This window comes from Nocardia sp. NPDC051911 (assembly GCF_040681035.1).
GTDB classification, from domain to species: Bacteria; Actinomycetota; Actinomycetes; order Mycobacteriales; family Mycobacteriaceae; genus Nocardia; species Nocardia sichangensis.
Map to the genome: position 1 here is coordinate 52,208 of NZ_JBFAXY010000024.1, position 21,713 is coordinate 73,920.

Below are 21,713 nucleotides of genomic sequence, written 5' to 3' on the forward strand. Positions count from 1 at the left end.
CCGCCGGACAACCGAGGCCGCCGGTGCCGCCACCGCCGCGACCCGGCCCCGTACCGAACCAACGCCAATATCCGGCTCCGCCACCGGCGGCCGGTCCTGGCCAGCCCCGCCCCGTTCCGCCTGGACCCAATCGCCAGGTGCCTGCGCCCTCCGGCCCGCCTGGCAATGTCCGGCAGACGCCGCCGCCCCCCGGACCACGTGGGCCGCAGTCCGGCGCCATTCCGGCCGCACCGCGTTCCCCGCAGTCCGGCGGGATCCCGACCACGCCGCGTCCACCTCGTTCCGGCGCCATACCCGCGGTGCCACGGCCTCCGCAGTCCGGTCCGATCCCGGCCGCGCCGCGCCCACCCCGTTCCGGGCCGATGCCTGCGATCACGCCGGAATCCGATCGGGTGCCGCCGCCGCGCTACGCCCCGCCGCAGCCGCAGCAGTTCCCACCGCCGCGTCAGCGGCCGGCCGCCCCGGTACGGCATGAACCCGCGGAACCGGATCGCCCACGTACCAGGGAGTGGCCCGCCGCCACCGGCACCGCGCAGCCACCGAAGGCCGACGAGCCGAAGCAGAGCGCGAATTCCCGGCTGCTCAGCGACTCCGGATCGATCGCGTTCGCGACACTGATCAGCAGGATCACGGGGTTCGGCAAGCAACTGCTGCTGCTGACTGTGCTCGGCCCGGCGATCGCAAGCGCGTTCACCGTCGCCAGCCAGATCCCGAACATGATCGCGGAGTTGGTGCTCGGCGCGGTGCTCACCGCGATCGTGGTGCCCACGCTGGTGCGCGCGGAGCAGGAGGATCCCGATCGCGGAGAGGCGTTCGTCCGGCGCCTGGTGACCGCGGCGTTCGTGGTCTTGGCCACTGCCGCGCTGCTGGCGACGGCCGCTGCGCCGGTGCTGACCACACACGTCTTCCTGTCCGACGACGGCAAGGTCAACACGGCGCTGACCACGGCGCTGTCTTTCCTGTTGCTGCCCGCGATCCTGTTCTACGGCATGTCGGCGCTGCTCACGGCGATACTGAACACCCGGCAGATGTTCAAGCCCGGCGCCTGGGCGCCGGTACTGAACAACCTGGTGGTGCTCACCGTCCTCGGGCTGTACGTCCTGATGCCGGGGGAGATCACGCTGGATCCGGTCCGCATGAGCGACCCGAAGCTGCTGGTGCTCGGCGTCGGCGTCACGGTCGGCGTTGTGGTGCAGGCCGTCAGCCTCCTTCCGGCGATCCGTAGGGCGGGCATCGACCTGCGCCCGCTGTGGGGCATCGATGATCGCCTCAAGCAGTTCGGCGGCATGGGCGCGGCGATCATCCTGTACGTGCTCATCAGCCAGGCGGGCTTCGTCTTCGCCACCCGGATCTCATCGCATGCCGACGCGGCAGGCCCGGCGATCTACAACAACGCGTGGCTGCTGCTGCAACTGCCGTACGGCGTCCTCGGTGTCACGGTGCTGACCGCGATCATGCCCCGGCTGAGCCGCAACGCCGCCGCCGACGACACGCCCGCGGTGGTCGACGATCTCTCCGCGGCCACCCGGCTGACCATGATCGCTCTGGTACCCGTGGTCACCTTCTTGACGTTGGCCGGTCCGCAGGTCGGACAAGCCCTCTATGGCTACGGCAACTTCGGATCGGACGCCGAACGTCTCGGTCTCGCGGTCAGCTGGTCGGCGTTCGCACTGATCCCGTACTCGCTGGTGCTGATCCACTTGCGCGTGTTCTACGCCAGGGAGCAGGCGTGGATTCCCACTTGGATCATCCTCGGCATCACCGCCGCCAAGATCGTCTTCTCCGCCCTTGCTCCGGTGGTCACCGACTCCGAGCACGTGGTTATCGCGCTCGGTGTCGCGAACGGCCTCGGCTTCACGGTCGGTGCCGTGGTGGGCGGTTTCCTACTGCACCGCAGTCTCGGCGACCTGCGTATGGCGAACGTCGGCCGAACGGTGACTCGTGTCGTACTTGCGTCACTCGCGGGCGGCGCGGTGATGTGGATCGTGGACCGGGTACTCGGCTTGGATCGGCTGACCGAGTCCTTCGGCGGCCCCGGTTCGCTGATCCGGGTGGCGATCACCGCGATCGTGATGTTCGCGGTGGCCTTCGGCTTGATGCGACTCGCCGGTATTCCGGAGATCGTCGCCATCACCGTGGCCGTCTCGCGGCGCCTCGGCTGGACACCGCCCGCGCCGGAACTCGACCTGGAGAGCCCGGTCGAAGATCCCTACGTCACGCAGGTGCTCCGCAGGCCTGATCCCTACTTGGCATACCCGAGGTTCGATCCGTACATGGACGCCCAGACCATGGTGCTTCCTGTGATCCGACCCGATGCCGTTGACCGCACCGGCAAGGGTGAGTTCCCGTACCCTGTTCGGCAGAGAAGCACAAGTGGCGAATTCGCCGGAACCTCGACATACCAGGGCGAAGGAGGACCGAGGGTGAGCGACGACGCGGTGGGCGGCGTCCCAGCCGCCGATTCTTCTGCGACCACGCCCGGCGGACTGTCCACCGATGTACCGCCGACCGCGGGGGAGCCGTTGGATCCCGCGTACGCGAACAACGGGCCGGGCACGGCCGGACCGGAGCAGGACGCGGCGAGACCGCAGGAGAACCAGCTGCCGCCGCGGGATCCGATGTACGACACCGGGATGATCCCCGTCGGCTCGCCGGAGATGCCGCCGATGGGTGGCGAGAACCTGGGCGCCCGGCGAATCCCGCGCGGCCCCAAGTTGATTCCGGGCGCGTCGGTGGCGGGCGGGCGTTACCGCCTGCTGGCGAGTCACGGCGGCGCCCGCGGCCTGAAGTTCTGGCAGGCGCTGGACATCAAACTCGATCGCGAGGTCGCGCTGACCTTCGTCGACGCCGACCAGAAAGCGACAGAGAACTCCGGGCAGGACGGTCCCCAGGCGATCCTGTCCCGGACGCTGCGCCTCGGCCGGATCAACTCGCCCGGCCTCGCCCGCGTACTCGACGTCGTGCGCGGCAGTTCCGGCGGCATCGTGGTGGCGGAATGGACGCCGGGTCGTTCGCTGCGCGAGATGGCCGAGACGGTGCCGTCACCGATCGGCGCGGCGCGGGCCATCCGCGCCCTCGCCTCGGCGGCCGAGCTGGCGCACCGTGGCGGCGGGTCGCTGTCCATCGACCATCCCGACCGGGTGCGCATCAGCGCGTCCGGTGACGCGGTGCTCGCCTTCCCCGGCACGCTGTCGGACTCCGACGCGCAGTCCGACGTCCGCGGTCTCGGTGCGATGCTCTACTCCCTGATCACCGCCCGCTGGCCGATCCGCTCCGGCGGTGTCACGGGCACCGCCGCGACCGTCGGCGGGCTGCGGCTGGCCGATTTCGGACCGGACGGCACGCCGGTGGAACCGCGCCAGATCCGTCCCGAAGTGCCGTTCGAGATCTCCGCGGTCGCCGTGCGCTCGCTGGAGTCGAACAAGGGCGTGCGTACGGCGGCGACGGTCCAGCACGTGCTGGAGCAGGCGTCGGTGGTCGATCAGAAGACCGACTTCATCCCGGTGCTGCGGCTTGGCCAGCGCGCTCCCGCGAACATGGACGACTCGCTCGCCGATCCGGAACTGCTCGCGGCCGAACGCGAACGCTCGCAACGCATGATGTGGATCATGGTCGGCCTCGGCATCCTCGCCGCGCTGGTGGTCGGCGTGGTGATCTGGTGGATGGTAAGCGTGTTCGCGCCGAGCGCTTCCGACGCGCCGCTGAACGAACAGCGCAATATCGGCCTGACGACGAACAACCAACCGGTGCCGACGCCCGCCGCCGCGGGCCCCGGCCTCACCTCGACCGGTGCGCCGGTTCCGGTGACCGGCGTGTCGGTGTTCTCGCCGGAGGGCACCGCCGACGGCGTCGCCAACGTCCACGCGGTGCTGGACAACGATCCGGGCACCCAGTGGCGCACCGATCAGTACTTCCAGCAGTTCCCGGCGCTCAAGAAGGGGGTCGGTCTGCTCGCCACGCTGCCGGCCCCCGCGAAGCTCACGAACGTCTCGATCAACTCGCCCAGCGCGGGCACATCGGTGGAGATCCGCACGTCGCCCACCGGATCGCCGACGCTGGATCAGACCCAGCTGATCGGTTCCGCCCGGCTGGACGGCGGCGTCACCGATATCCCGGTGCGCGCCGACCAGGCCGCCCGCTACGTGCTCGTCTGGATCACCGGACTGGGGAATTCCGGAGGACAGTTCCAGACCGCCATCGCCGACATCCGTTTCGACGCCGCGCCGTAGCCCGGCCTGCCCGCGCATCGGTCGCGCGGGCCATTCGTCACGCGGCGTCGAACGCCGCGCATTCCTCCGTATCCGGCCCGATCACTTGGTTGCTGCCAAAACGTTACGGGCGATATGATCTTCGCGCGCTCTCAGCAGGGGAGCTTCCCAGGTTTCGGTGTTTTCGATCCTGGATGCTGCGAAGTCTCGGTGATGGTCAACCATGCCCGTTGCCGCCGTGAGGGCTCGAGGGGTTGGCATTTGTCGTCCGAAGTGAACGAGGAGCTCGGCAGGGGGGCGTCGCAGCCGGTGATGTGTCGCGAGCGCGCCTTCGAACTCGGTGAACGCACCGATGTGGAGTTGTTGCGGGCGCACGTCGCCGGTGAGCGGTACGCGTTCGCGGAGTTACTGCGCAGACACAACGATCATCTGTGGCAGACCGCGCTGCGCACCTCCTACACGCGTGAGGATGCGGCCGATTCACTACAGGACGCGCTCTTGTCGGCGCATCGCACCGCGGGCTCGTTCCGGGCCGAGGCGGAGGTCCGCAGTTGGTTGCACGCGATCGTGGTGAACGCGTGCCTGGACCGGATCCGGCGGAACAAGACCAGGCGGGCATTGTCGCTGGCGCCGGAGTCGATGCCGGAGCCGAGGGACACCCGCGACGAGATGGCCGAGGTGGAGATGTCGTTGGTCATCGATCGAGCGTTGTTTTCGTTGCCGCCGGATCAGCGGACCGCGTTGGTGGCGGTGGATGTGGAGGGGTATAGCGTTGCCGAAGCGGCGGCGTTGCTCGGCGTGCCCGAGGGGACGATCAAGAGCCGGTGCGCACGTGCGCGGCAGCGGTTGAAAGAGCGATTGGATTTTCTGCGTGATCCGGGGAACCGGGGTTAGTTGGGATGCGTCATTAACAGTGACGAACCACTGAACGAATCAGAGACAGGCCCCGTAGGCGAGGGGGTCCCCGCGATGTCCGATGCGAACGACGGAGGTGCGATGGCTACCGAGTCCGTGCCGCAGCCTCCGTTCGCGTCCGAATTGCTGGCTGACCTACATGCCGACAACGTAACGCCCGCGCAGCGCGAGCAGTTGTGGCCGATCGTCTCGCGCGACCCGGAAGCGGTGCGGTATCTGCGCGCGCTGGATGACGTGAGTGCCGAGCTGCGTGCCTTGGGTGGGGACGAGCGCATAGTCCATCCGATGCCGGAAGACGTGGCGGCCCGGCTCGCGCGGTTCGTCGGCGAGCTGGAGCCACCCGAAGGCGCCACGGTTCATGAGTTTCCGCCCCCGCAAGTAAGCGAATCCGTGTGCGAAGCAAAAGATTTCGAATCCGCGCCGGTGGCTCTGGACGAGCGTCGCCGCGGCAGGTTGCGCTGGTTGGCCGCGGCAGCCGCGGCGATCGTCGCCGTCGTCGGCGCGGGTGTGTGGGCTTCGACGATGCGCAGCGGAGACGACCCAGCGCCCACGGCGCAGCCGACATCGGGAAAAGACGACTGGGGTGACGATCTCACCGCCACCGTGGCCCTCGGCGCGCTGGGCAGGCACAACGTCACCGGAGCCCTGGCCGGCCCGGAAGCGCTCGAGCGTTGCGTACGGGCGAACGGCCTGGACCGCACGATCCTCGGCTCGACCGACATCCGATTCCAGGGCGGCAACGCGGTGCTCATCCTGCTGAACGGCCCCCGCCCGCCGCAGATCACCGCGCTGGTCGTCGGGACCGGTTGCGCTACCGGCGATCCTCAGCGCAAGGCGCTGCAGGACATCGGCTGACCTTGCGATCTGGGCCACCCGCGCGGTGTGACCCCCGCCGACGCGGGAACAACAGCCATTACCCTGTTGTTGACCGACACGTCCGATCGAATCTCCCCGGAAGGGCCCCATGAGCGAGCGTAGCGAGCAAAAAAGCGACACCGGCACGCCAGTTCGCGACCTGATCATCATCGGCTCCGGCCCCGCCGGCTACACGGCCGCCGTTTACGCGGGCCGCGCCGAGCTCCAGCCGTTGCAGTTCGAGGGGACCCAGTTCGGCGGTGCGCTGATGACCACCACCGAGGTCGAGAACTTCCCCGGCTTCCGCGGCGGCATCATGGGCCCGGATCTCATGGAGGAGATGCGCGAGCAGGCCAAGCGGTTCGGCGCGGACATCCGCACCGAGGACGTCGAGGCGGTCGACCTGACCGGCCCGATCAAGAAGGTCGTCGTCGGCGGCGAGACCTTCCACGCCTACGCCGTGATTCTCGCCATGGGCTCGGCCGCGCGCTACTTGAACGTTCCGGGCGAGCAGCGGCTGCTCGGCCGCGGTGTCAGCGCCTGCGCCACCTGCGACGGGTTCTTCTTCAAGGGCCAGGACATCGTGGTGGTCGGCGGCGGCGACTCCGCGATGGAAGAGGCGACCTTCCTGACCAAGTTCGCCTCCAGCGTCACCATCGTGCACCGCCGCGAGGAGTTCCGAGCCTCCCGCATCATGCTGGAACGGGCGAAGGCGAACGAGAAGATCAAGTTCGTGCTCAACGCCGAGGTGGCCGAGGTGCACGGGGAGAACAGCGTCACCCATCTGACCCTGCGTGACACCCGGACCGGCGAAACCTCCGAGCTGGCCGCCACCGGCCTGTTCGTCGCGATCGGCCACGATCCGCGCAGCGAACTCGTCAAGGGCCAGGTCGCCTTGGACGACGAAGGATACGTGCTGGTACAGCACCCCACGACCGCGACCGAGATCCCCGGCGTCTTCGCCGCGGGTGATCTCGTCGACCACACCTACCGGCAGGCGATCACCGCCGCGGGCACGGGCTGCCGTGCGGCCATCGACGCCGAGCGCTGGTTGGCCGAGCAGGGCGACATCACCTCGAACACCCTCGCCCACGCGGGTGAGTCGGTGGCCGCCAACTGAGCTCGCGCTGGACGAGCCATACCTTTCCGTCTCGCTGTATCGCAAGGAGAACATCCATGTCCGAGTCCGCCAACACGGTCACCGTCACCGACGCGTCCTTCGCCGACGACGTGCTGCTGAGTGAGAAGCCGGTCCTCGTCGATTTCTGGGCCGACTGGTGCGGCCCGTGCAAGATGGTCGCGCCCGTCCTGGAGGAGATCGCGGGCGCGCACGCGGACAAGCTGACCGTCGCGAAGCTGGATGTGGACGCCAACCCGAGCACCGCCCGCGATTATCAGATCCTCTCGCTGCCCACTATGATGCTGTTCCGCGGCGGTAAGCCGGTCAAGCAGATCGTCGGAGCGAAGGGCAAAGCGGCTCTTCTGCGCGAACTCGAAGACGTCATCTGAGGACGCGCCGTAGGATGCCTGGACCCGGGGATTGTCGAAACCCGGTCCGGGTCTGAGACAATCGACCGACGCTCCGGTCGTGCGAAGGTGTATCCCATCGCATGAGTGGGTACCCGCGGGTTTGACGGAAGGAAAGGGCTCTCACGCATGCACCGACTTCGTCACGGCGATTCCGGTCCAGCCGTTGCAGAGGTTCGGAGCACCCTGGCAAGCCTCGGGTTCCTACACGCGCACATCGCTGCCGACAACGCGGACGCACGCGAATATTGGAAGGACACCGAAGTGTCCTTCGACCATCACCTCGACTCCGCGGTTCGCGCGTTTCAGCAGCATCGCGGTTTACTCGTCGACGGTGTGGTCGGTCCGGCGACCTACCGGGCACTGAAGGAAGCGTCCTACCGACTCGGCGCGCGCACGCTGATCTATCAGCTGTCCGCGCCGCTGTACGGCGACGATGTGGCCACGCTCCAGCGCAGGCTGCAGGACCTCGGCTTCTACGTGCACCGGGTCGACGGCTACTTCGGTCCGCACACCCACGACGCGCTGACCGCCTTCCAGCGGGAGATCGGCCTGTCGGCCGACGGCATCTGCGGTCCCGACACGCTGCGCTCGCTCGACCTGCTCGGCGCCAGGGTGACCGGCGGCAATCCACACCGGATCGCTGAGGAAGAGGTCGTGCACCGGGCTGGGCCGCAGCTGACCGGCAAGCGGATCGTCATCGATCCGGGTCTCGGCGGTCCGGACAAGGGTGGTGCCGTGCCCACCGAGTACGGCGACGTCTACGAGTCGGAGATTCTGTGGGATCTCGCCAGCCGTCTGGAGGGGCGGATGGCTGCCACGGGCATGGAGACCTTCCTGTCGCGGCCGTGGGGCGCCAACCCCACCGACGCCGAACGCGCGGAAACATCCAACGCCTTCGACGCCGATCTGATGATCTCCCTGCGCTGTGCCGCTAACCCGAGCCCGCTCGCCAACGGCGTTGCCGGGTTCTACTTCGGCAACTCACACGGCTCGGTGTCCATGATCGGGCAGGTGCTGGCCGGGTTCATCCAGCGCGAGGTCGTCGCCCGAACGTCGTTGCAGGACTGCCGCACTCACGCGCGAACCTGGGATCTGCTGCGTCTCACCAAGATGCCCACCGTGCAGGTCGACATCGGTTATCTGACAAACGAATACGATGCCTCGGTGCTCACAAACCCGCGCATGCGCGACGTGATCGCCGAAGCCATTCTGATCTCGGTGAAGCGGCTGTACCTGCTCGGTCAGGACGACCAGCCCACCGGCACATACACTTTCGCGGAACTGCTGGCCGAAGAGCTGGCTGCCGCCGACCGGATGTAGCCATCGGTCTTTCGTAAGTCGAAGCGCCCCCTGCCCTTTCCAGACCGGCAGGGGGCGCTTCGATGTTCAGCTCAACGCGCTCCGATACGAGTCGGCGCGGTCATCGACGCCGCCGCGAGCAGCTGATCCAGCGCCCGTTCAACGTCTTCCTTCCAGCCGTGGTCGGAGGCGAGCTCCAACCGCAAGCGCGGGAATCGGTGATGCGGGGCCACGACCTCGAAGCCGACATCCTCCAGGAAGTCGGCATCGATCATGCAACTCTCGGGTGAGCATTCGGTCGTCGCGCCCGCCGGGTTCGCATTCTTGATCGGCGCGACGATCCGCTCCAGCAGTGTCATCGAGCCGGACCGCTCCGAGAGCGCCTGCGTGGTCGGGTCGGTGCGGATACCGAAAGCCTCCAGGGCGCGCACGCCGCGACGCACCAGATCGGACACCACGGCCTGAACCAGGCTGTGGGCGACATCGGCATCCTGATAGGGGAATTCGGCCCGCAGCGTGGTCAACAGGATCGCGTCCGGGCTCACGGGGGAGGTGGGGAAGAGCGTGGCGCGCGGCACGGCGCTCGGTGGCGCGTACAAGGCGCAGCCGGCGACGTTGCCGTCGACGTTCGCCACCTGCCCGCACGAACCCCACTCCAGCATGACCGTGGACAGCCAGGCTTCCTTCTCGAACACCGGATCGCTGAAGTTGCGCGAGTCCTCGGCCACGGCGGGGTCCATCTCCCAGAAGACACAGCGCCGCGCATGCGCGGGAAGCTTCTCGAGTCCGCCGAGGGTTAGTGCTGTGACGCTGGTCGACACCGCTCTGCTCAGCCTCCAGCTGTCCGATTCATCCACGCTCACGTCGCATCAATGTTTGCTCGCCAGCAAGAATAAGCGATCAACGGGAACCTGCCTCATTCCATGTCGCTGTGCTGTTGGTCGGAAGAACTTGTGTTGCTCCGCCGGGAGCGATAGACGCTCGCAGCCGTGCCGTACCCCTGCCGTCACAGTGACGTTTCGGCCGGGTACTCGCACCTATCGAAACCACAAGTTAAATTTCGTCACTTCTGTCACACTGCGGGTGCGTTCTGCTCCATCAGGGCGACGATCCGTTCGAGGTCTTCGACCGACCCGAACTCGACGACGATCTTGCCTTTGCGCTTGCCCATACTCACGAGAACCCGGGTGTCGAAGGAACCGGACAGCCGTTCGGCCACGGCTTGTAGGCCTGGCATCTCGATCGGCTTGCGCCGAGCGACGGGAGAGGGCACGGCCGCGTCCTGCTCTCGGTTCGCCAGCATGACGGCTTCCTCGGTAGCCCGGACCGAGAGTCCCTCGGCGACGATCCGGGCGGCGAGCACCTCTTGAGCGTCCGCACCCGCTTCGAGACCGAGCAGTGCCCGCGCGTGCCCGGCGGACAGTACGCCCGCCGCGACCCGGCGCTGCACCGGGATCGGCAACTTCAGTAGACGGATCATATTCGTCACGACGGGGCGAGAGCGACCGATTCGCGAAGCCAATTCTTCGTGAGTGACGTCGAATTCCTCCAGCAGCTGCTGGTAGGCCGCCGCCTCTTCGAGCGGGTTCAGTTGCACCCGGTGGATGTTCTCCAGCAGGGCGTCGCGCAGCATGGACTCGTCCGCGGTCTCCCGGACGATCGCGGGAATCGCGGCCAGGCCCGCCTCCTGACAGGCCCGCCACCGCCGCTCGCCCATGACCAGCTGATAGCGGTCCACACCCGGTTCGGTCCGGCGCACCACGATCGGCTGCATCAAACCGAATTCGCGAATCGAATGCACCAGCTCGGCCAGCGCGTCTTCTTCGAAGACCGTACGCGGCTGCTTGGGATTCGGCTCGATCTGGTCCGGCGGGATCTCCCGGTAGACGGCGCCGCCTGCTTCCAGTTCGGCGTTGTCGGCGGGATCCGGTACCCGGTGCAGGTAGGCCGAGGGGGGCTGCGGCCCGACCGGATCCAGACCGATAACACTCGCCGCAGCGCTACTGAGGCCCGGTGATGCCGTCGGTGTCGTCGGGATCAGCGCGGCGAGACCGCGCCCGAGACCACCCTTCTTCGCCTGACTCATCGGTCTACCGACCCCTTCCTCATTCCGCTACCGAACCGCACTGTGCCGAGCGTCGACCCGGCCGGCCGAGTCACTCCGCCGACTTCGTCGCGGCGACACGCGGGGCCACCGCGCGGGCCGCCATTTCGCGTCCGGCGTCCAGGTAGCTCATCGCGCCCCGGGAGCCTGGATCATAATCGAGCACCGTCATGCCGTAACCAGGCGCCTCCGACACCTTCACGCTGCGTGGAATCACCGACCGCAGTACGACATCGCCGAAGTGCCCGCGAACCTCCTCGGCGACCTGGTCGGCCAACTTGGTGCGCCCGTCGTACATCGTGAGGATCACGGTCGAGACGTGCAGTTCCGGGTTCAAATGCGCCTGCACCAAGCCGATATTGCGAAGTAGCTGACCCACGCCTTCCAGCGCGTAGTACTCGCACTGAATCGGGATCAGCACCTCTTTCGCCGCGACGAGCGCGTTGACCGTCAGCAGGCCCAAGGAAGGCGGGCAGTCGATCATCACGTAGTCGATGTCGTATCCGGCGATATTCGCCTCTTGGATAGCGGCTTTCAGGCGCCCCTCCCGGGCCACCATAGACACGAGTTCGATCTCGGCGCCCGCCAGGTCGATGGTCGCGGGGATGCAGAGGAGGCGCTCGCTGTGCGGACTCGTTTGGATAGCGTCTCTGACCGAGACCTCGCCGATGAGCAGCTCGTAGCTGGAGGGGACACCCGAGTGGTGTTCGATACCCAGGGCGGTGCTGGCGTTGCCCTGCGGATCGAGGTCGATCACAAGCACCGTCATCCCCTGATGCGCCAAGGCGGCCGCCAGATTCACGGCGGTGGTCGTCTTCCCGACGCCGCCTTTCTGATTGGCGATCGTGATGATCCGTTGCTCGTGGGGTTTCGGCACAGTCACCTTTCCTGGATGGAGGACCTGACTTGCACGTTGGGCTTCGGCGGCTATCGGGGTCTCGCTGGGGGAGATGTGCCCGAACGGCGTACTTCCGAATGCCTCCGTGTCGAAATTGCTGGAGTCCAGCATCCCCGGCACGCGCGACGTTGTTTCCCGTGAAACATTCGCCGGACCGCTCGACATAGACAGCTCCTAACCCGAGAAACTTCAGAACACGTGCGCGCGACGGGACGGGTCGGCGTCGTATCTGCAACAGCCTTTGTCGGTTCGAACACGATGCACAACTGGCTCCGCGGCGCCCGATCGACCGAGCGGAGCTGCGCGCCGCTGTGACAACCAGATCCCTCGTGGCACCTACGCTCACGCCCGACGCACACTAGCTTGCCAGCACTGAGCGGTTTAAGAAAGCTGAATCGCGGCGAGGCGCAAAGCGACACGCAAATCCGCACGAATTCGCCTCGACGCGCGCGCTGTTTCACATGGAACATTGCCGCCGGACGGTGCGTGGGACAGCAGGCATGCCGCGTGACCGATCGCGGATCGCGGATGACTACTCGCAGTGGCTGTTCGACCGAGCTGGTTCAGATGCTTCGGCTGACGACCTCGGACCGGCACACTGCCCCGCGCTACTTCGAATGGATTGAGCTCAGTCGCGCATCGACAGAACTGCCGGCGCCGAGGTATGCGTTGTCGCGCTTCGCGAGTGACGCAGCGGCCAGAGCGCCACACGTATTGCCCCTCAGTTGTGTTGGGAGACTGATCGCGTCTCCAGCGGGGGCAAGACCGATTCACGTGAAACATCGGGCGGCAATTCCAGACGCGCTCAGGATTCCGGCGGACTCGTTCCGGGGGACTTTGATTCACGTGAAACATGGGCCGCGGCCTCCTGATCCGAGAAGCGCCCGCTAGGTCCGCAACCCACTCCTGTCTCATGCTCGAGGTGTAGTTCGAGACGCACCCCGATGAAGTCGAGTGTGACTCGGACGCGCTCGCATGGAACTTCGCTCAGGCAACACCCGAGCGTCCGAGAGCGAGGATCAGGCAGTGAGGGAGGCGCGGCCCTTACGGCGAATCAGAAGCGCAAGCGCTGATCGCAGGACAACGGCTTCAACCCGCTGATGGGCTGCCTGCCGATCCTCGCTCAGGTGCCGGCCACGGCAGACGCACGCCTCGACTTCAGCCACCAAGCGGCCACGCCGTTCCAGACGGACGTACCGCATGGGACCCCTCCGTCCAGCCGACGGATCGAAAGAAAGCAAATCAAGTTCGGATAGATCGCCCGCCGAGTCCGGTGCCGACGCGCGTTCAACCGGGCCATTCCGTCAGAGTGACGAAACGATCCCAGGCCCGAGGTCGACGGTCGAGTCTTCGCGATCGAAGCTTCTACTTGGCCTTGCGTGCCGCACGCTTACGCGCACGCTCCGTCGTCGCGGCGCGGACGGCCTTTCCGCCACGCTCGACCGCTCGTTCGGCGCGCCGTCGGGTGGCTCGCTCAGCGCGGGGGAGGCGCTCTGCGCTGATCACCATCGTGGGCGTCGCCACCAGACCGACGCCACATTCCAGGACGACCGCGTTACCTGCGCCGGCCTTCGTCAGCGCGTCGCCATCGCGTTCGAGTTCCTCGGCCGCGCTCGCTCCCTTGAGGGCGAGCATGTGCCCGTGGTCGCGGAGGAGAGGAAGGGACCATTGGGCGAGTTTCCCGAGCGGGGCCACCGCGCGGGACGTGACCACATCCGCGCCACCGGCCTCCTTCATCACACCCGACTGCTCCGCGCGCCCTCGCACCACGGTCACGTCCAGTCCGACCGATTCGATGAACTCGCTCAAGAAGATCGTGCGGCGCAGCAGTGGTTCGACCAGAGTGATCCGGAGATCCGGACGCGCGATGGCGAGCGGGATGCCCGGCAGGCCCGCACCGCTGCCGATATCGACCACGGACGCGCCCTCGGCGATCAACTCGCCGAGTACCGCACAGTTGAGGATGTGGCGATCCCAGAGGCGGGGCACCTCGCGCGGGCCGATCAGTCCGCGCTCCACGCCCGCGGTCGCGAGCGCCGTGTGATATCGACGCGCGAGATCGAGTCGGTCGCCGAAGACGGTCGCCGCCGACGCGGGTGGCTCCAACTCCACGGGCTCCGCGGTGGTTCCACCGAGATCTCGTTCCACGTGAAACATCCTTCCGAACTCGGGTCGATCTACGAACGAGCAATCGGGCTCCGGACACGAACAAGGCCCCCGGTCCGAAGACCAGAGGCCCTATCCAACCACTACCCATCCGGGCCGCGAAACACGCCGCCCGCTCCGGGGATGTCGCGACTCAGCCGGGAACGACCACCACGTGCCGGTTCGGTTCCACACCTTCGCTCTCGCTGCTGACGCCCTCCACGGCCGCCACCGCATCGTGCACGATCTTGCGCTCGAACGGAGTCATGGGCGCCAGCGACTCCGGCTCACCGGAGTCCAGTACGCGCTGCGCCGCCGCTGCGCCGAGTTCACTCAGCTCGGACCGCCGCTTGGCTCGCCAACCCGCCACGTCCAGCATCAGCCGGCTCCGCACTCCGGTCGCTTGCTGGACGGCGAGCCGGGTCAGTTCCTGCAACGCGTCGAGCACCTCACCGTTACGTCCGACGAGCTTGGTCAGGTCACGTCCGCCGTCGATGCTCACCACGGCGCGATCGCCTTCCACGTCGAGATCGATGTCGCCGTCGAAGTCCAGCACGTCGAGCAACTGTTCGAGATAGTCGCCCGCGATCTCGCCTTCTTCGATGAGCGCTTCCTCGGCATCATTCACGACATCGTCGGTGTCCGCTCCGGCGTTCGCCGTCGTCGTCGCCACGGTGGCGTCCCCTCCGTCGGTCTCAACAGTCATTTGATTTCCTTCATCTGCTCATCGCGCGCGCCGGGCAATCGCCGCCGGGCGGTATTCGCGATCAAGGGGTTGCTCAGCGATCGAGGTGGGCGACTCGGCCCACCGATGGTGCGATCAGCGCTTGCGCTTCTGGTTCGCCCTGCCCCGGTTGCCCGGCCGTTTCTGCCCGGCCGGACGCCGTTGGCCCGCCGACTGCTTCGGCGGCTTCGCAGTGCCGTTCGTCGACGCGACAGCAGTGTCCTCGTCCGACGCGGCATCGGCAGCGGCGGCGGTCGGCTTCTTCTTCACGTTGACCGGTTTGGCTCCGGGCTTGGGCGCGTTCTGCGCGCGCTGCTCGAGCTTCGCCTGCTTCTTGGCCTCTTCTTCTTTCGCCATGCGGCCGAACACGAGGTGCTGCTGCCCGTAGGTCCAGATGTTGTTGGAGACCCAGTACAGCAGGATGGCGATCGGCAGGAACGGGCCACCGACGAGCACGCCGAGCGGGAACACCCACAACGCGAGCTTGTTCATCATCGCGGCCTGGGGGTTGGCCGCGGCTTCCGGCGTCTGCCGCGCGACCGAAGCACGCGCGTTGAAGTGCGTGGCGATACCGGCGATGACCATCAGGGGGATCGCGACGAGCGCGATGCTCAACTTGGTCGGCACGCCGCCGTAGTCGGCGAAGGCCTGCAACTGGGGGGGCGGAATGGTGATGAACGCCGAGATCGGCGCACCGAAGATGCGAGCGCTCAGGAAGGACTGGACATCGGCGGCGCTGAAGACGTAGTTCGCGGTGTTCGCGTTCTGCTCCGGCGTCATTCCGAGCTGGCCGATACCGTGCCCGGTCCGGTTGAACGAGCGCAGCACGTGGAAGAGTCCGAGGAACACCGGCACCTGAGCGAGAATCGGCAGGCAGCCCATCAGCGGGTTGAAGCCGTTGTCCTTCTGAAGCTTCTGCATCTCGACCGCCATCTTCTGACGGTCGTTCTTGTACTTCTTCTGCAGCTCTTTGATCTGCGGCTGCAGTTCCTGCATCTGCTTTGTGGTGCGCACCTGCTTGACGAACGGCTTGTAGAGCACCAGGCGCAAGGTGAACACCAGGAACACCACGGCCAGCGCCCAGGTGAGACCGTTGTCCGCGCCGAACGCGAACCCGAAGACCCGATGCCAGAACCAGAGGATCCAGGACACCGGGTAATAGATGAAGTCGAGCACGGCTCTATGCACTCCCGTCGTTCGTGTCGCCGATCACCGCGTGCGGCGATCCTTTACAAGCTTTCGGCTCCGACCGCGGTCCGGTGAGCAGGCTCGTTTCCTGCGACGTCGCGTCGGTCGCTGCCCCTTCCGCCGGCTCGGCGCGATGCGTACTCCGCTTCCGCTCCGGGACGGGGTCCCACCCACCAGGGTGCCAGGGCGCGCATTTGGCCAAGCGCACGACCGTCAGTAAGAGCCCCATGAACAGGCCCCGAGTGCGCAATGCGGTCACCGCGTACTCACTACAGGTCGGGGTGAATCGACACACCGGCATGCGGGTGGGGGAGACGTAGGTCCGATACAGCTCGATCGAAAAGATCAGCACGTTCGCGGGCAGTCTGGCGATCTTCGCCCAGAGGCTCATGCCAGGCCACCCGTCGACATACCCGCCTGAGCGCCGACGCCGAGCTTGCGCAGTGCGGTGCGCAGCTGGCGCAGCAGGTCGTCCGACGACGCTGTAGCGGCGCCAGGAAGCGCGCGGATGACGACATCGGTCTCGGCGGGCAATTCGTCGACCACCTGGGCACACATATGACGCAGGCGGCGGGCGACGCGATGTCGAATCACCGCGTTGCCCACCGCCTTGCTGACGATCAGCCCGAAGCGCGGTCCGCCCACGCGGATCAGCACGTCGTCCGGGACCTGATCGTGTCGTCCATTCGCGCCCACGATTCCGTCATACCCGTGCGCGAGCGCATGTACGACCAGATCACGTCTCCCGATTCGCTGGCCGCGGCGCACCGTCCGGGAGAAGTCGGCACGATGATGCAACCGATACGGCTCAGGCAACACCCGAGCGTCCGAGAGCGAGGATCAGGCAGTGAGGGAGGCGCGGCCCTTACGGCGACGCGCCGACACGATGGCGCGGCCCGCACGGGTGCGCATCCGGAGGCGGAAGCCGTGAACCCGCGCCCGACGACGGTTGTTCGGCTGGAACGTCCGCTTGCCCTTGGCCACGGTCAACACTCCTCGAGTAGGCGGGCACCAGGTAGTGCCCGAAGCTTGTCGGTGATACGTATATTGCGCGAATGAATCGCAGGTCTGGTCATCATCGGCGCGCGTCGGTCCTGGCGCACAGTCGGTCGATCACGACCTAAACGCGGTCAGCACAAGACCGCCACCGCACCAAGGGGTGACTGTACGAGGGTACTGATCGGCTCGGGGCGGGTCAAACTCGCCCCATCGCTTCGCTCGCCCCCAGCGACCAGGCGGAATCGGCTCGCCGGATTCAGGCATTCTGGCAATGACCGTGAGTTCGTCCACACCCCTAGCCATCGCGCACCCCGCACCACTAAGGTACGTAGCCAGGCGATTGCCGCAGAACCCCAGGTCGTGGCGTTGCCCTTCCTGCGCGTACGCGCGTTTCACAGTTCCCGAGGGTTCTCCACATCTGTGGATAATTGTGTGGAAAGACCACTGGAGTGGCATATTCGTAGGGCCGACGGTGCCACGCCGCTGTCCAGATGGGGGACCCGGGCAGCGTCCGAACCGGTTACGGACGTACGCAGGATCACGGGATCCATCCCGAGCATCACATTCCACGCGTGCCCCGGCCGTCTGCTCCTATCGACCTACTCCGGGGAGGAAACTGCATGGACGACGAGCAGAACGTGCTGGCCACGGTGTGGCCCGAGGTTGTCACCGAGCTGACCACCGGGTCGCCCGACGGCGCTATTCCTCCGGTGACCCGAGCACAGCAGGCTTGGCTGAAGCTGGTCAAGCCGCTGACGGTCGCACAGGGGTTCGCGCTGCTCTCCGTGCCCTCGTCGCTGGCCCAGGAGGCCATCGAACGCGATCTGCGCGAGCCCATCCTCCGTTCCCTCGGCCGTCGGCTCGGGCCTCAGGTGGAAGGGCTCGGCGTTCGCATCGCCGCCCCGACCACCCCGACCGTCGACCGGCAGACCAACACGCCGCGGCACGCGCGGTTGACGAGCAGGCCGGAGCGCAACCGAGAGGGCCGTGCTCCCGCCGCCTACCCGGGTTCGGAGTTTCCCGGTCGCGATGCCTACCCGGGGCCACGTTATGCACAGCCCACCGACTTTCCTGCGGCGCCCGCGTACCACGACGGCTCCGACTACCCGGGCACCGAATACGGGCAGGACTTCGCGCCGCCGGAGGAGTACCGCCAGCCGGAGTACGCGCACGCCGACTATCCACCGCGCGGTGAGTACGCCACGACGGCCGAGCTGCCCATGATGTCCGGGCCCGACGCCGCGCCGCGCCGCGAACCCGGGCTTCCGCCGCGGCGAGAGCCCGCCATCCCTCCGGGGCAAGAGTCACTGTTCAATCCGGAGCCGTCGCCGAGCGGTGTGCGCGGCCCGCTGCGCGCGCCGCTGCGCGAGACCACCGACGACGACACGGGCTTGGCGCACGATCCGGTGCGTGAGCCGGTAGGTGACCGCGACCAGGACGACGAGCCCGTGGTGAACGTCCGCAACTCCTGGCCCACTTACTTCGCCAAGTCGCAGGAAGCACCCGCTCCGTCGACGTCCTCGGCAAGTCTGAACGCGAAGTACACCTTCGAGACCTTCGTCATCGGCGCGTCCAACCGCTTCGCGCATGCCGCGGCCGTCGCCATCGCCGAAGCCCCGGCTCGGGCCTACAACCCGTTGTTCGTCTGGGGCGCATCGGGGTTGGGCAAGACCCATCTCTTGCATGCGGCCGGCCATTACGCACAGCGTCTCTTCCCCGGCATGCGGGTCAAGTACGTCTCGACCGAAGAGTTCACCAACGACTTCATCAACAGCCTGCGTGACGACCGCAAGGTCGCGTTCAAGCGCCGCTACCGCGAGACCGACATCCTGTTGGTCGACGACATCCAGTTCATCGAGGGCAAGGAAGGCATCCAAGAGGAGTTCTTCCACACCTTCAACACCCTGCACAACGCCAACAAGCAGATCGTCGTCTCCTCGGATCGTCCGCCCAAGCAACTGGCCACACTCGAAGAGCGGCTGCGGACCCGATTCGAATGGGGACTGATCACCGACGTACAGCCGCCGGAGCTGGAGACACGCATCGCCATCCTGCGGAAGAAGGCGCGGATGGACCGGCTCGACGTACCGCACGACGTGCTGGAACTGATCGCAAGCCGGGTGGAGCGCAACATCCGCGAGCTGGAGGGCGCGCTGATCCGGGTGACCGCGTTCGCCTCGTTGAACGGCCAGCCGCTGGACCTTCCGCTGGCGGAAGTGGTGCTGCGCGATCTGATGCCGGACACCGCGGCCCTGGAGATCAACGCGGCCACGATCATGGCCGTCACGGCGGAGTACTTCAACACCACACTCGAAGAACTCACCGGTCCAGGTAAGGCGCGGCCGCTGGCCCAAGCCAGGCAGATCGCCATGTACCTCTGCCGCGAGTTGACCGACCTGTCCCTGCCGAAGATCGGCCAGGCATTCGGCCGCGACCACACCACGGTGATGTACGCGGAGAAGAAGGTACGCAAGGAGATGACCGAGCGGCGCCGCGTCTACGACCAGGTGCAAGAACTCACAGCCCGGATCAAGCAGCGCTCCCGCTGAGCGCTATCCACATCTGAGCACCGCCCCTGACCTGGGGCGGTGCTTTTTTGTGGGTTGTGGATTCCTCGAGGAATCCTTGTGGAGTCCTCGAGGAATCCACCGGTTTGTCCACGGATCCGTGCACAGGTCGGGGCAACCGCTCCCTCGAGTTCACTCACAGGGCGAATTCAACAGTTTCCCCAGGCAGAGTTGCGCACAGCCGCTGACCAGGGGAGTGTCCGGATCGGGCCTTGTGGAATCCTCGAGGAGTCCGTGTGGAGTCCTCGAGGATTCCTCGAGCTGTCCACGATCTCGTGCACATGTGTGAACAACCGGGTGAATCCGGTGGAACAACTCGAGGAGCGCTCGAGGATGAATCTGGGACAACCACGGAACCTCCACAGACGCCTCGTGTTCATCCTCGAGACACTCCATGGCCATCCCCACGGCACCACGCCCCCTGAACAGCGGTTTCGGCCGCAGTCCACAGAATCCACAGCGCCTACTACTACTTCAGTTCTTTTCATTAGAGATCTCTCTTCAAAACAGGGTGTGTGGAAAGTCGGTCGAGCGACGCACTTCGCCGTCCGCTCCCGGTTTCCGGCAAAGAAGAGGGACCGACCCGGAGCGGGATCACCCGTCCCGACGACCGATCGCCGGCGGCGTCCGCCCGACCACCGCACGCCCGGCCCGATCTCCCTCGCCGCCCCGCTCCTGTCCGCTCGTGGCTCGGCCATCGGCGGCACCGGAGGGTCGGGCTAGGTGCATGTCCCTCGCGCGGGTACGGTTTGATGTCGGTCGCCTGTGCCAGACTTCGAAGGCGGCCGATTCGGCAGGACCCTTTCGAGCACCGACACTGACGAGCCGACAACAGATCACGGAACCGGGAGAGGACAGATCGGGCGATGGAGCTTGCAAGCATGAAGTTTCGGGTCGCCCGCGAGGATTTCGCCGAGTCCGTCGCCTGGGTGGCGCGCAGTCTTCCGTCCCGGCCGCCGGTTCCGGTACTCGGCGGTGTGCTGCTGGTCGCCGACGAGGACGGCTTGACCGTCTCCGGCTTCGACTACGAGGTCTCCGCACAGGTACGGGTCGCGGCCGAGGTCGCGGGTCCCGGGCAGGTGCTGGTCTCCGGTCGTCTGCTCGCCGACATCACCAAGGCGCTGTCCAACAAGCCCGTCGACGTCTCCGTCGACGGCACGCGCGTGCTGATCACCTGTGGCAGCGCGAAGTTCTCCCTGCCGACCATGCCGGTGGAGGATTATCCCCAACTTCCCGAGGTGCCTCAGCAGACCGGTGCACTGAGCGTGGATGTCTTCGCCGAGGCGGTCGGTCAGGTCGCCGTCGCCGCCGGCCGCGACGACACCTTGCCCATGCTGACCGGTATCCGGGTGGAGATCGAGGGATCGCAGGTCGTGCTCGCGGCCACCGACCGGTTCCGCCTCGCCGTCCGGCACATCGAATGGCAGCCCGCACGCGCAGATATCGAGACTTCGGTACTCATTCCGGCCAGGACGCTGTCGGAGGCCGCCAAGACGCTCGGACCCTCCGACGCGCCCGTCCAGCTGTCCCTTGGCACCGGTGCGGGGTCGGACGGCCTGCTCGGCATCGTGAACGCGGGCCGCCGGACCACCACCCGCCTGCTGGACGCGGAATTCCCCAAGTTCCGCCAATTGCTCCCCAAGGAGCACACCTCGATCGCCACCCTGGCCGTCGCCGCGCTCACCGACGCCATCAAGCGCGTCGCGTTGGTCGCCGAACGCGGCGCGCAGGTGCGGCTGGAGTTCTCCGCCGACGGCCTGCTGCTGTCGGCGGGCGGCGACGATGCCGGCCGGGCCGAGGAGTGGCTGGAGGCGGATTTCCGCGGCGAATCCCTGACCATCGCGTTCAATCCCGGTTATCTCATCGACGGCCTGTCCGCGCTGCACGCCGACCGGGTCACCTTCGGCTTCACCACGCCGAGCAGGCCCGCCGTGCTGCTGCCCGCGTCGGAGGAAGAGCCCGAGGTACTCGACTCGGGGACGTTCGCGGCGCTGTCGAGCCCGTACATCTATCTGCTGATGCCGGTCCGGCTCCCGGGCTGATCGCCTGTGCACGATCTGGTTCCCGGCGGATCCGCTCCGCGTGATCCAGCGCGGGTGAGCGGTGCCGTCGCTGGAGAATTCCCAGCGACGGCAGAGAAATCGGTCGCCGCAAAGCGGAGGATCCACTTTATCCACAGGTGTTCCACAGGGGTATGGCTCGCCGAGCGGCATGCGCAGGACGCGCCAGCAATGCTTCCACCGGCGGAAATGTCCGCTTCGACGCAGGCAGGGGCGCGATA

17 protein-coding genes are annotated in these 21,713 nt (G+C 66.9%); 8 read left to right on the forward strand and 9 right to left on the reverse strand.

Annotated features, from left to right (window positions below):
- Nucleotides 1–362: 362 nt before the first annotated feature.
- From AB0L97_RS26390 to AB0L97_RS26415, 6 genes are all read left to right on the forward strand, one after another.
- The gene (locus tag AB0L97_RS26390) at nt 363–4,229 is read left to right on the forward strand and encodes a murein biosynthesis integral membrane protein MurJ (RefSeq protein ID WP_364434344.1); all 3,867 of its coding nucleotides are present in this window, start codon (nt 363–365) and stop codon (nt 4,227–4,229) included.
- Between the two features lie 291 nt (nt 4,230–4,520).
- Nucleotides 4,521–5,102 carry an RNA polymerase sigma factor SigM gene (gene sigM / locus AB0L97_RS26395; protein WP_355073765.1) on the forward strand — a complete coding sequence of 194 codons (582 nt, stop codon included), beginning with the start codon at nt 4,521–4,523 and terminating at the stop codon, nt 5,100–5,102.
- Between the two features lie 102 nt (nt 5,103–5,204).
- Nucleotides 5,205–5,978 (forward strand): hypothetical protein, encoded by a 774-nt coding sequence (locus tag AB0L97_RS26400; RefSeq protein ID WP_364434347.1) that lies wholly within the window; start codon nt 5,205–5,207, stop codon nt 5,976–5,978.
- A gap of 109 nt (nt 5,979–6,087) precedes the next feature.
- Nucleotides 6,088–7,098: a thioredoxin-disulfide reductase gene (trxB, locus tag AB0L97_RS26405; RefSeq protein ID WP_364434350.1), complete on the forward strand. Its 1,011-nt coding sequence runs from the start codon at nt 6,088–6,090 to the stop codon at nt 7,096–7,098.
- Between the two features lie 56 nt (nt 7,099–7,154).
- Nucleotides 7,155–7,487: a thioredoxin gene (gene trxA / locus AB0L97_RS26410; protein WP_039803419.1), complete on the forward strand. Its 333-nt coding sequence runs from the start codon at nt 7,155–7,157 to the stop codon at nt 7,485–7,487.
- Nucleotides 7,488–7,634: 147 nt separating this feature from the next.
- Nucleotides 7,635–8,828 (forward strand): N-acetylmuramoyl-L-alanine amidase, encoded by a 1,194-nt coding sequence (locus tag AB0L97_RS26415; RefSeq protein WP_355073447.1) that lies wholly within the window; start codon nt 7,635–7,637, stop codon nt 8,826–8,828.
- A 71-nt stretch (nt 8,829–8,899) separates the two neighbouring features.
- Here AB0L97_RS26415 and AB0L97_RS26420 read toward each other — a convergent pair whose 3' ends face one another.
- From AB0L97_RS26420 to rpmH, 9 genes are all read right to left on the reverse strand, one after another.
- Entirely contained in the window at nt 8,900–9,628 is a 729-nt protein-coding gene (locus AB0L97_RS26420; protein WP_355073763.1) for a GNAT family N-acetyltransferase, read from the reverse strand.
- 251 nt (nt 9,629–9,879) lie between these two features.
- The gene (locus AB0L97_RS26425) at nt 9,880–10,893 is read right to left on the reverse strand and encodes a ParB/RepB/Spo0J family partition protein (protein ID WP_355073445.1); all 1,014 of its coding nucleotides are present in this window, start codon (nt 10,891–10,893) and stop codon (nt 9,880–9,882) included.
- 70 nt (nt 10,894–10,963) lie between these two features.
- Nucleotides 10,964–11,974, reverse strand: a complete 1,011-nt coding sequence (locus tag AB0L97_RS26430; protein WP_355073444.1) for a ParA family protein — start codon at nt 11,972–11,974, stop codon at nt 10,964–10,966.
- A 1,200-nt stretch (nt 11,975–13,174) separates the two neighbouring features.
- On the reverse strand, nt 13,175–13,966 hold the full coding sequence (gene rsmG / locus AB0L97_RS26435; RefSeq protein ID WP_355073442.1) for a 16S rRNA (guanine(527)-N(7))-methyltransferase RsmG: 792 nt from the start codon (nt 13,964–13,966) through the stop codon (nt 13,175–13,177).
- Nucleotides 13,967–14,108: 142 nt separating this feature from the next.
- Nucleotides 14,109–14,660, reverse strand: a complete 552-nt coding sequence (locus AB0L97_RS26440; RefSeq protein ID WP_355073440.1) for a protein jag — start codon at nt 14,658–14,660, stop codon at nt 14,109–14,111.
- Between the two features lie 114 nt (nt 14,661–14,774).
- Nucleotides 14,775–15,854 carry a membrane protein insertase YidC gene (yidC, locus tag AB0L97_RS26445; RefSeq protein ID WP_355073438.1) on the reverse strand — a complete coding sequence of 360 codons (1,080 nt, stop codon included), beginning with the start codon at nt 15,852–15,854 and terminating at the stop codon, nt 14,775–14,777.
- Nucleotides 15,855–15,858: 4 nt separating this feature from the next.
- On the reverse strand, nt 15,859–16,257 hold the full coding sequence (gene yidD / locus AB0L97_RS26450) for a membrane protein insertion efficiency factor YidD (protein ID WP_355073436.1): 399 nt from the start codon (nt 16,255–16,257) through the stop codon (nt 15,859–15,861).
- On the reverse strand, nt 16,254–16,685 hold the full coding sequence (rnpA, locus tag AB0L97_RS26455) for a ribonuclease P protein component (protein ID WP_355073434.1): 432 nt from the start codon (nt 16,683–16,685) through the stop codon (nt 16,254–16,256). Before rnpA ends, yidD begins: the two co-directional genes overlap by 4 nt.
- Nucleotides 16,686–16,706: 21 nt before the next feature.
- On the reverse strand, nt 16,707–16,850 hold the full coding sequence (rpmH, locus tag AB0L97_RS26460) for a 50S ribosomal protein L34 (RefSeq protein WP_006550910.1): 144 nt from the start codon (nt 16,848–16,850) through the stop codon (nt 16,707–16,709).
- Nucleotides 16,851–17,485: 635 nt separating this feature from the next.
- Here rpmH and dnaA point away from each other — a divergent pair.
- Both dnaA and dnaN read left to right on the forward strand, forming a co-directional pair.
- Complete coding sequence (gene dnaA / locus AB0L97_RS26465; protein WP_364434361.1) at nt 17,486–19,414, forward strand: chromosomal replication initiator protein DnaA; 1,929 nt, start codon at nt 17,486–17,488, stop codon at nt 19,412–19,414.
- A gap of 884 nt (nt 19,415–20,298) precedes the next feature.
- Nucleotides 20,299–21,474, forward strand: a complete 1,176-nt coding sequence (dnaN, locus tag AB0L97_RS26470; protein WP_355073428.1) for a DNA polymerase III subunit beta — start codon at nt 20,299–20,301, stop codon at nt 21,472–21,474.
- The last annotated feature ends 239 nt before the right edge of the window (nt 21,475–21,713 follow it).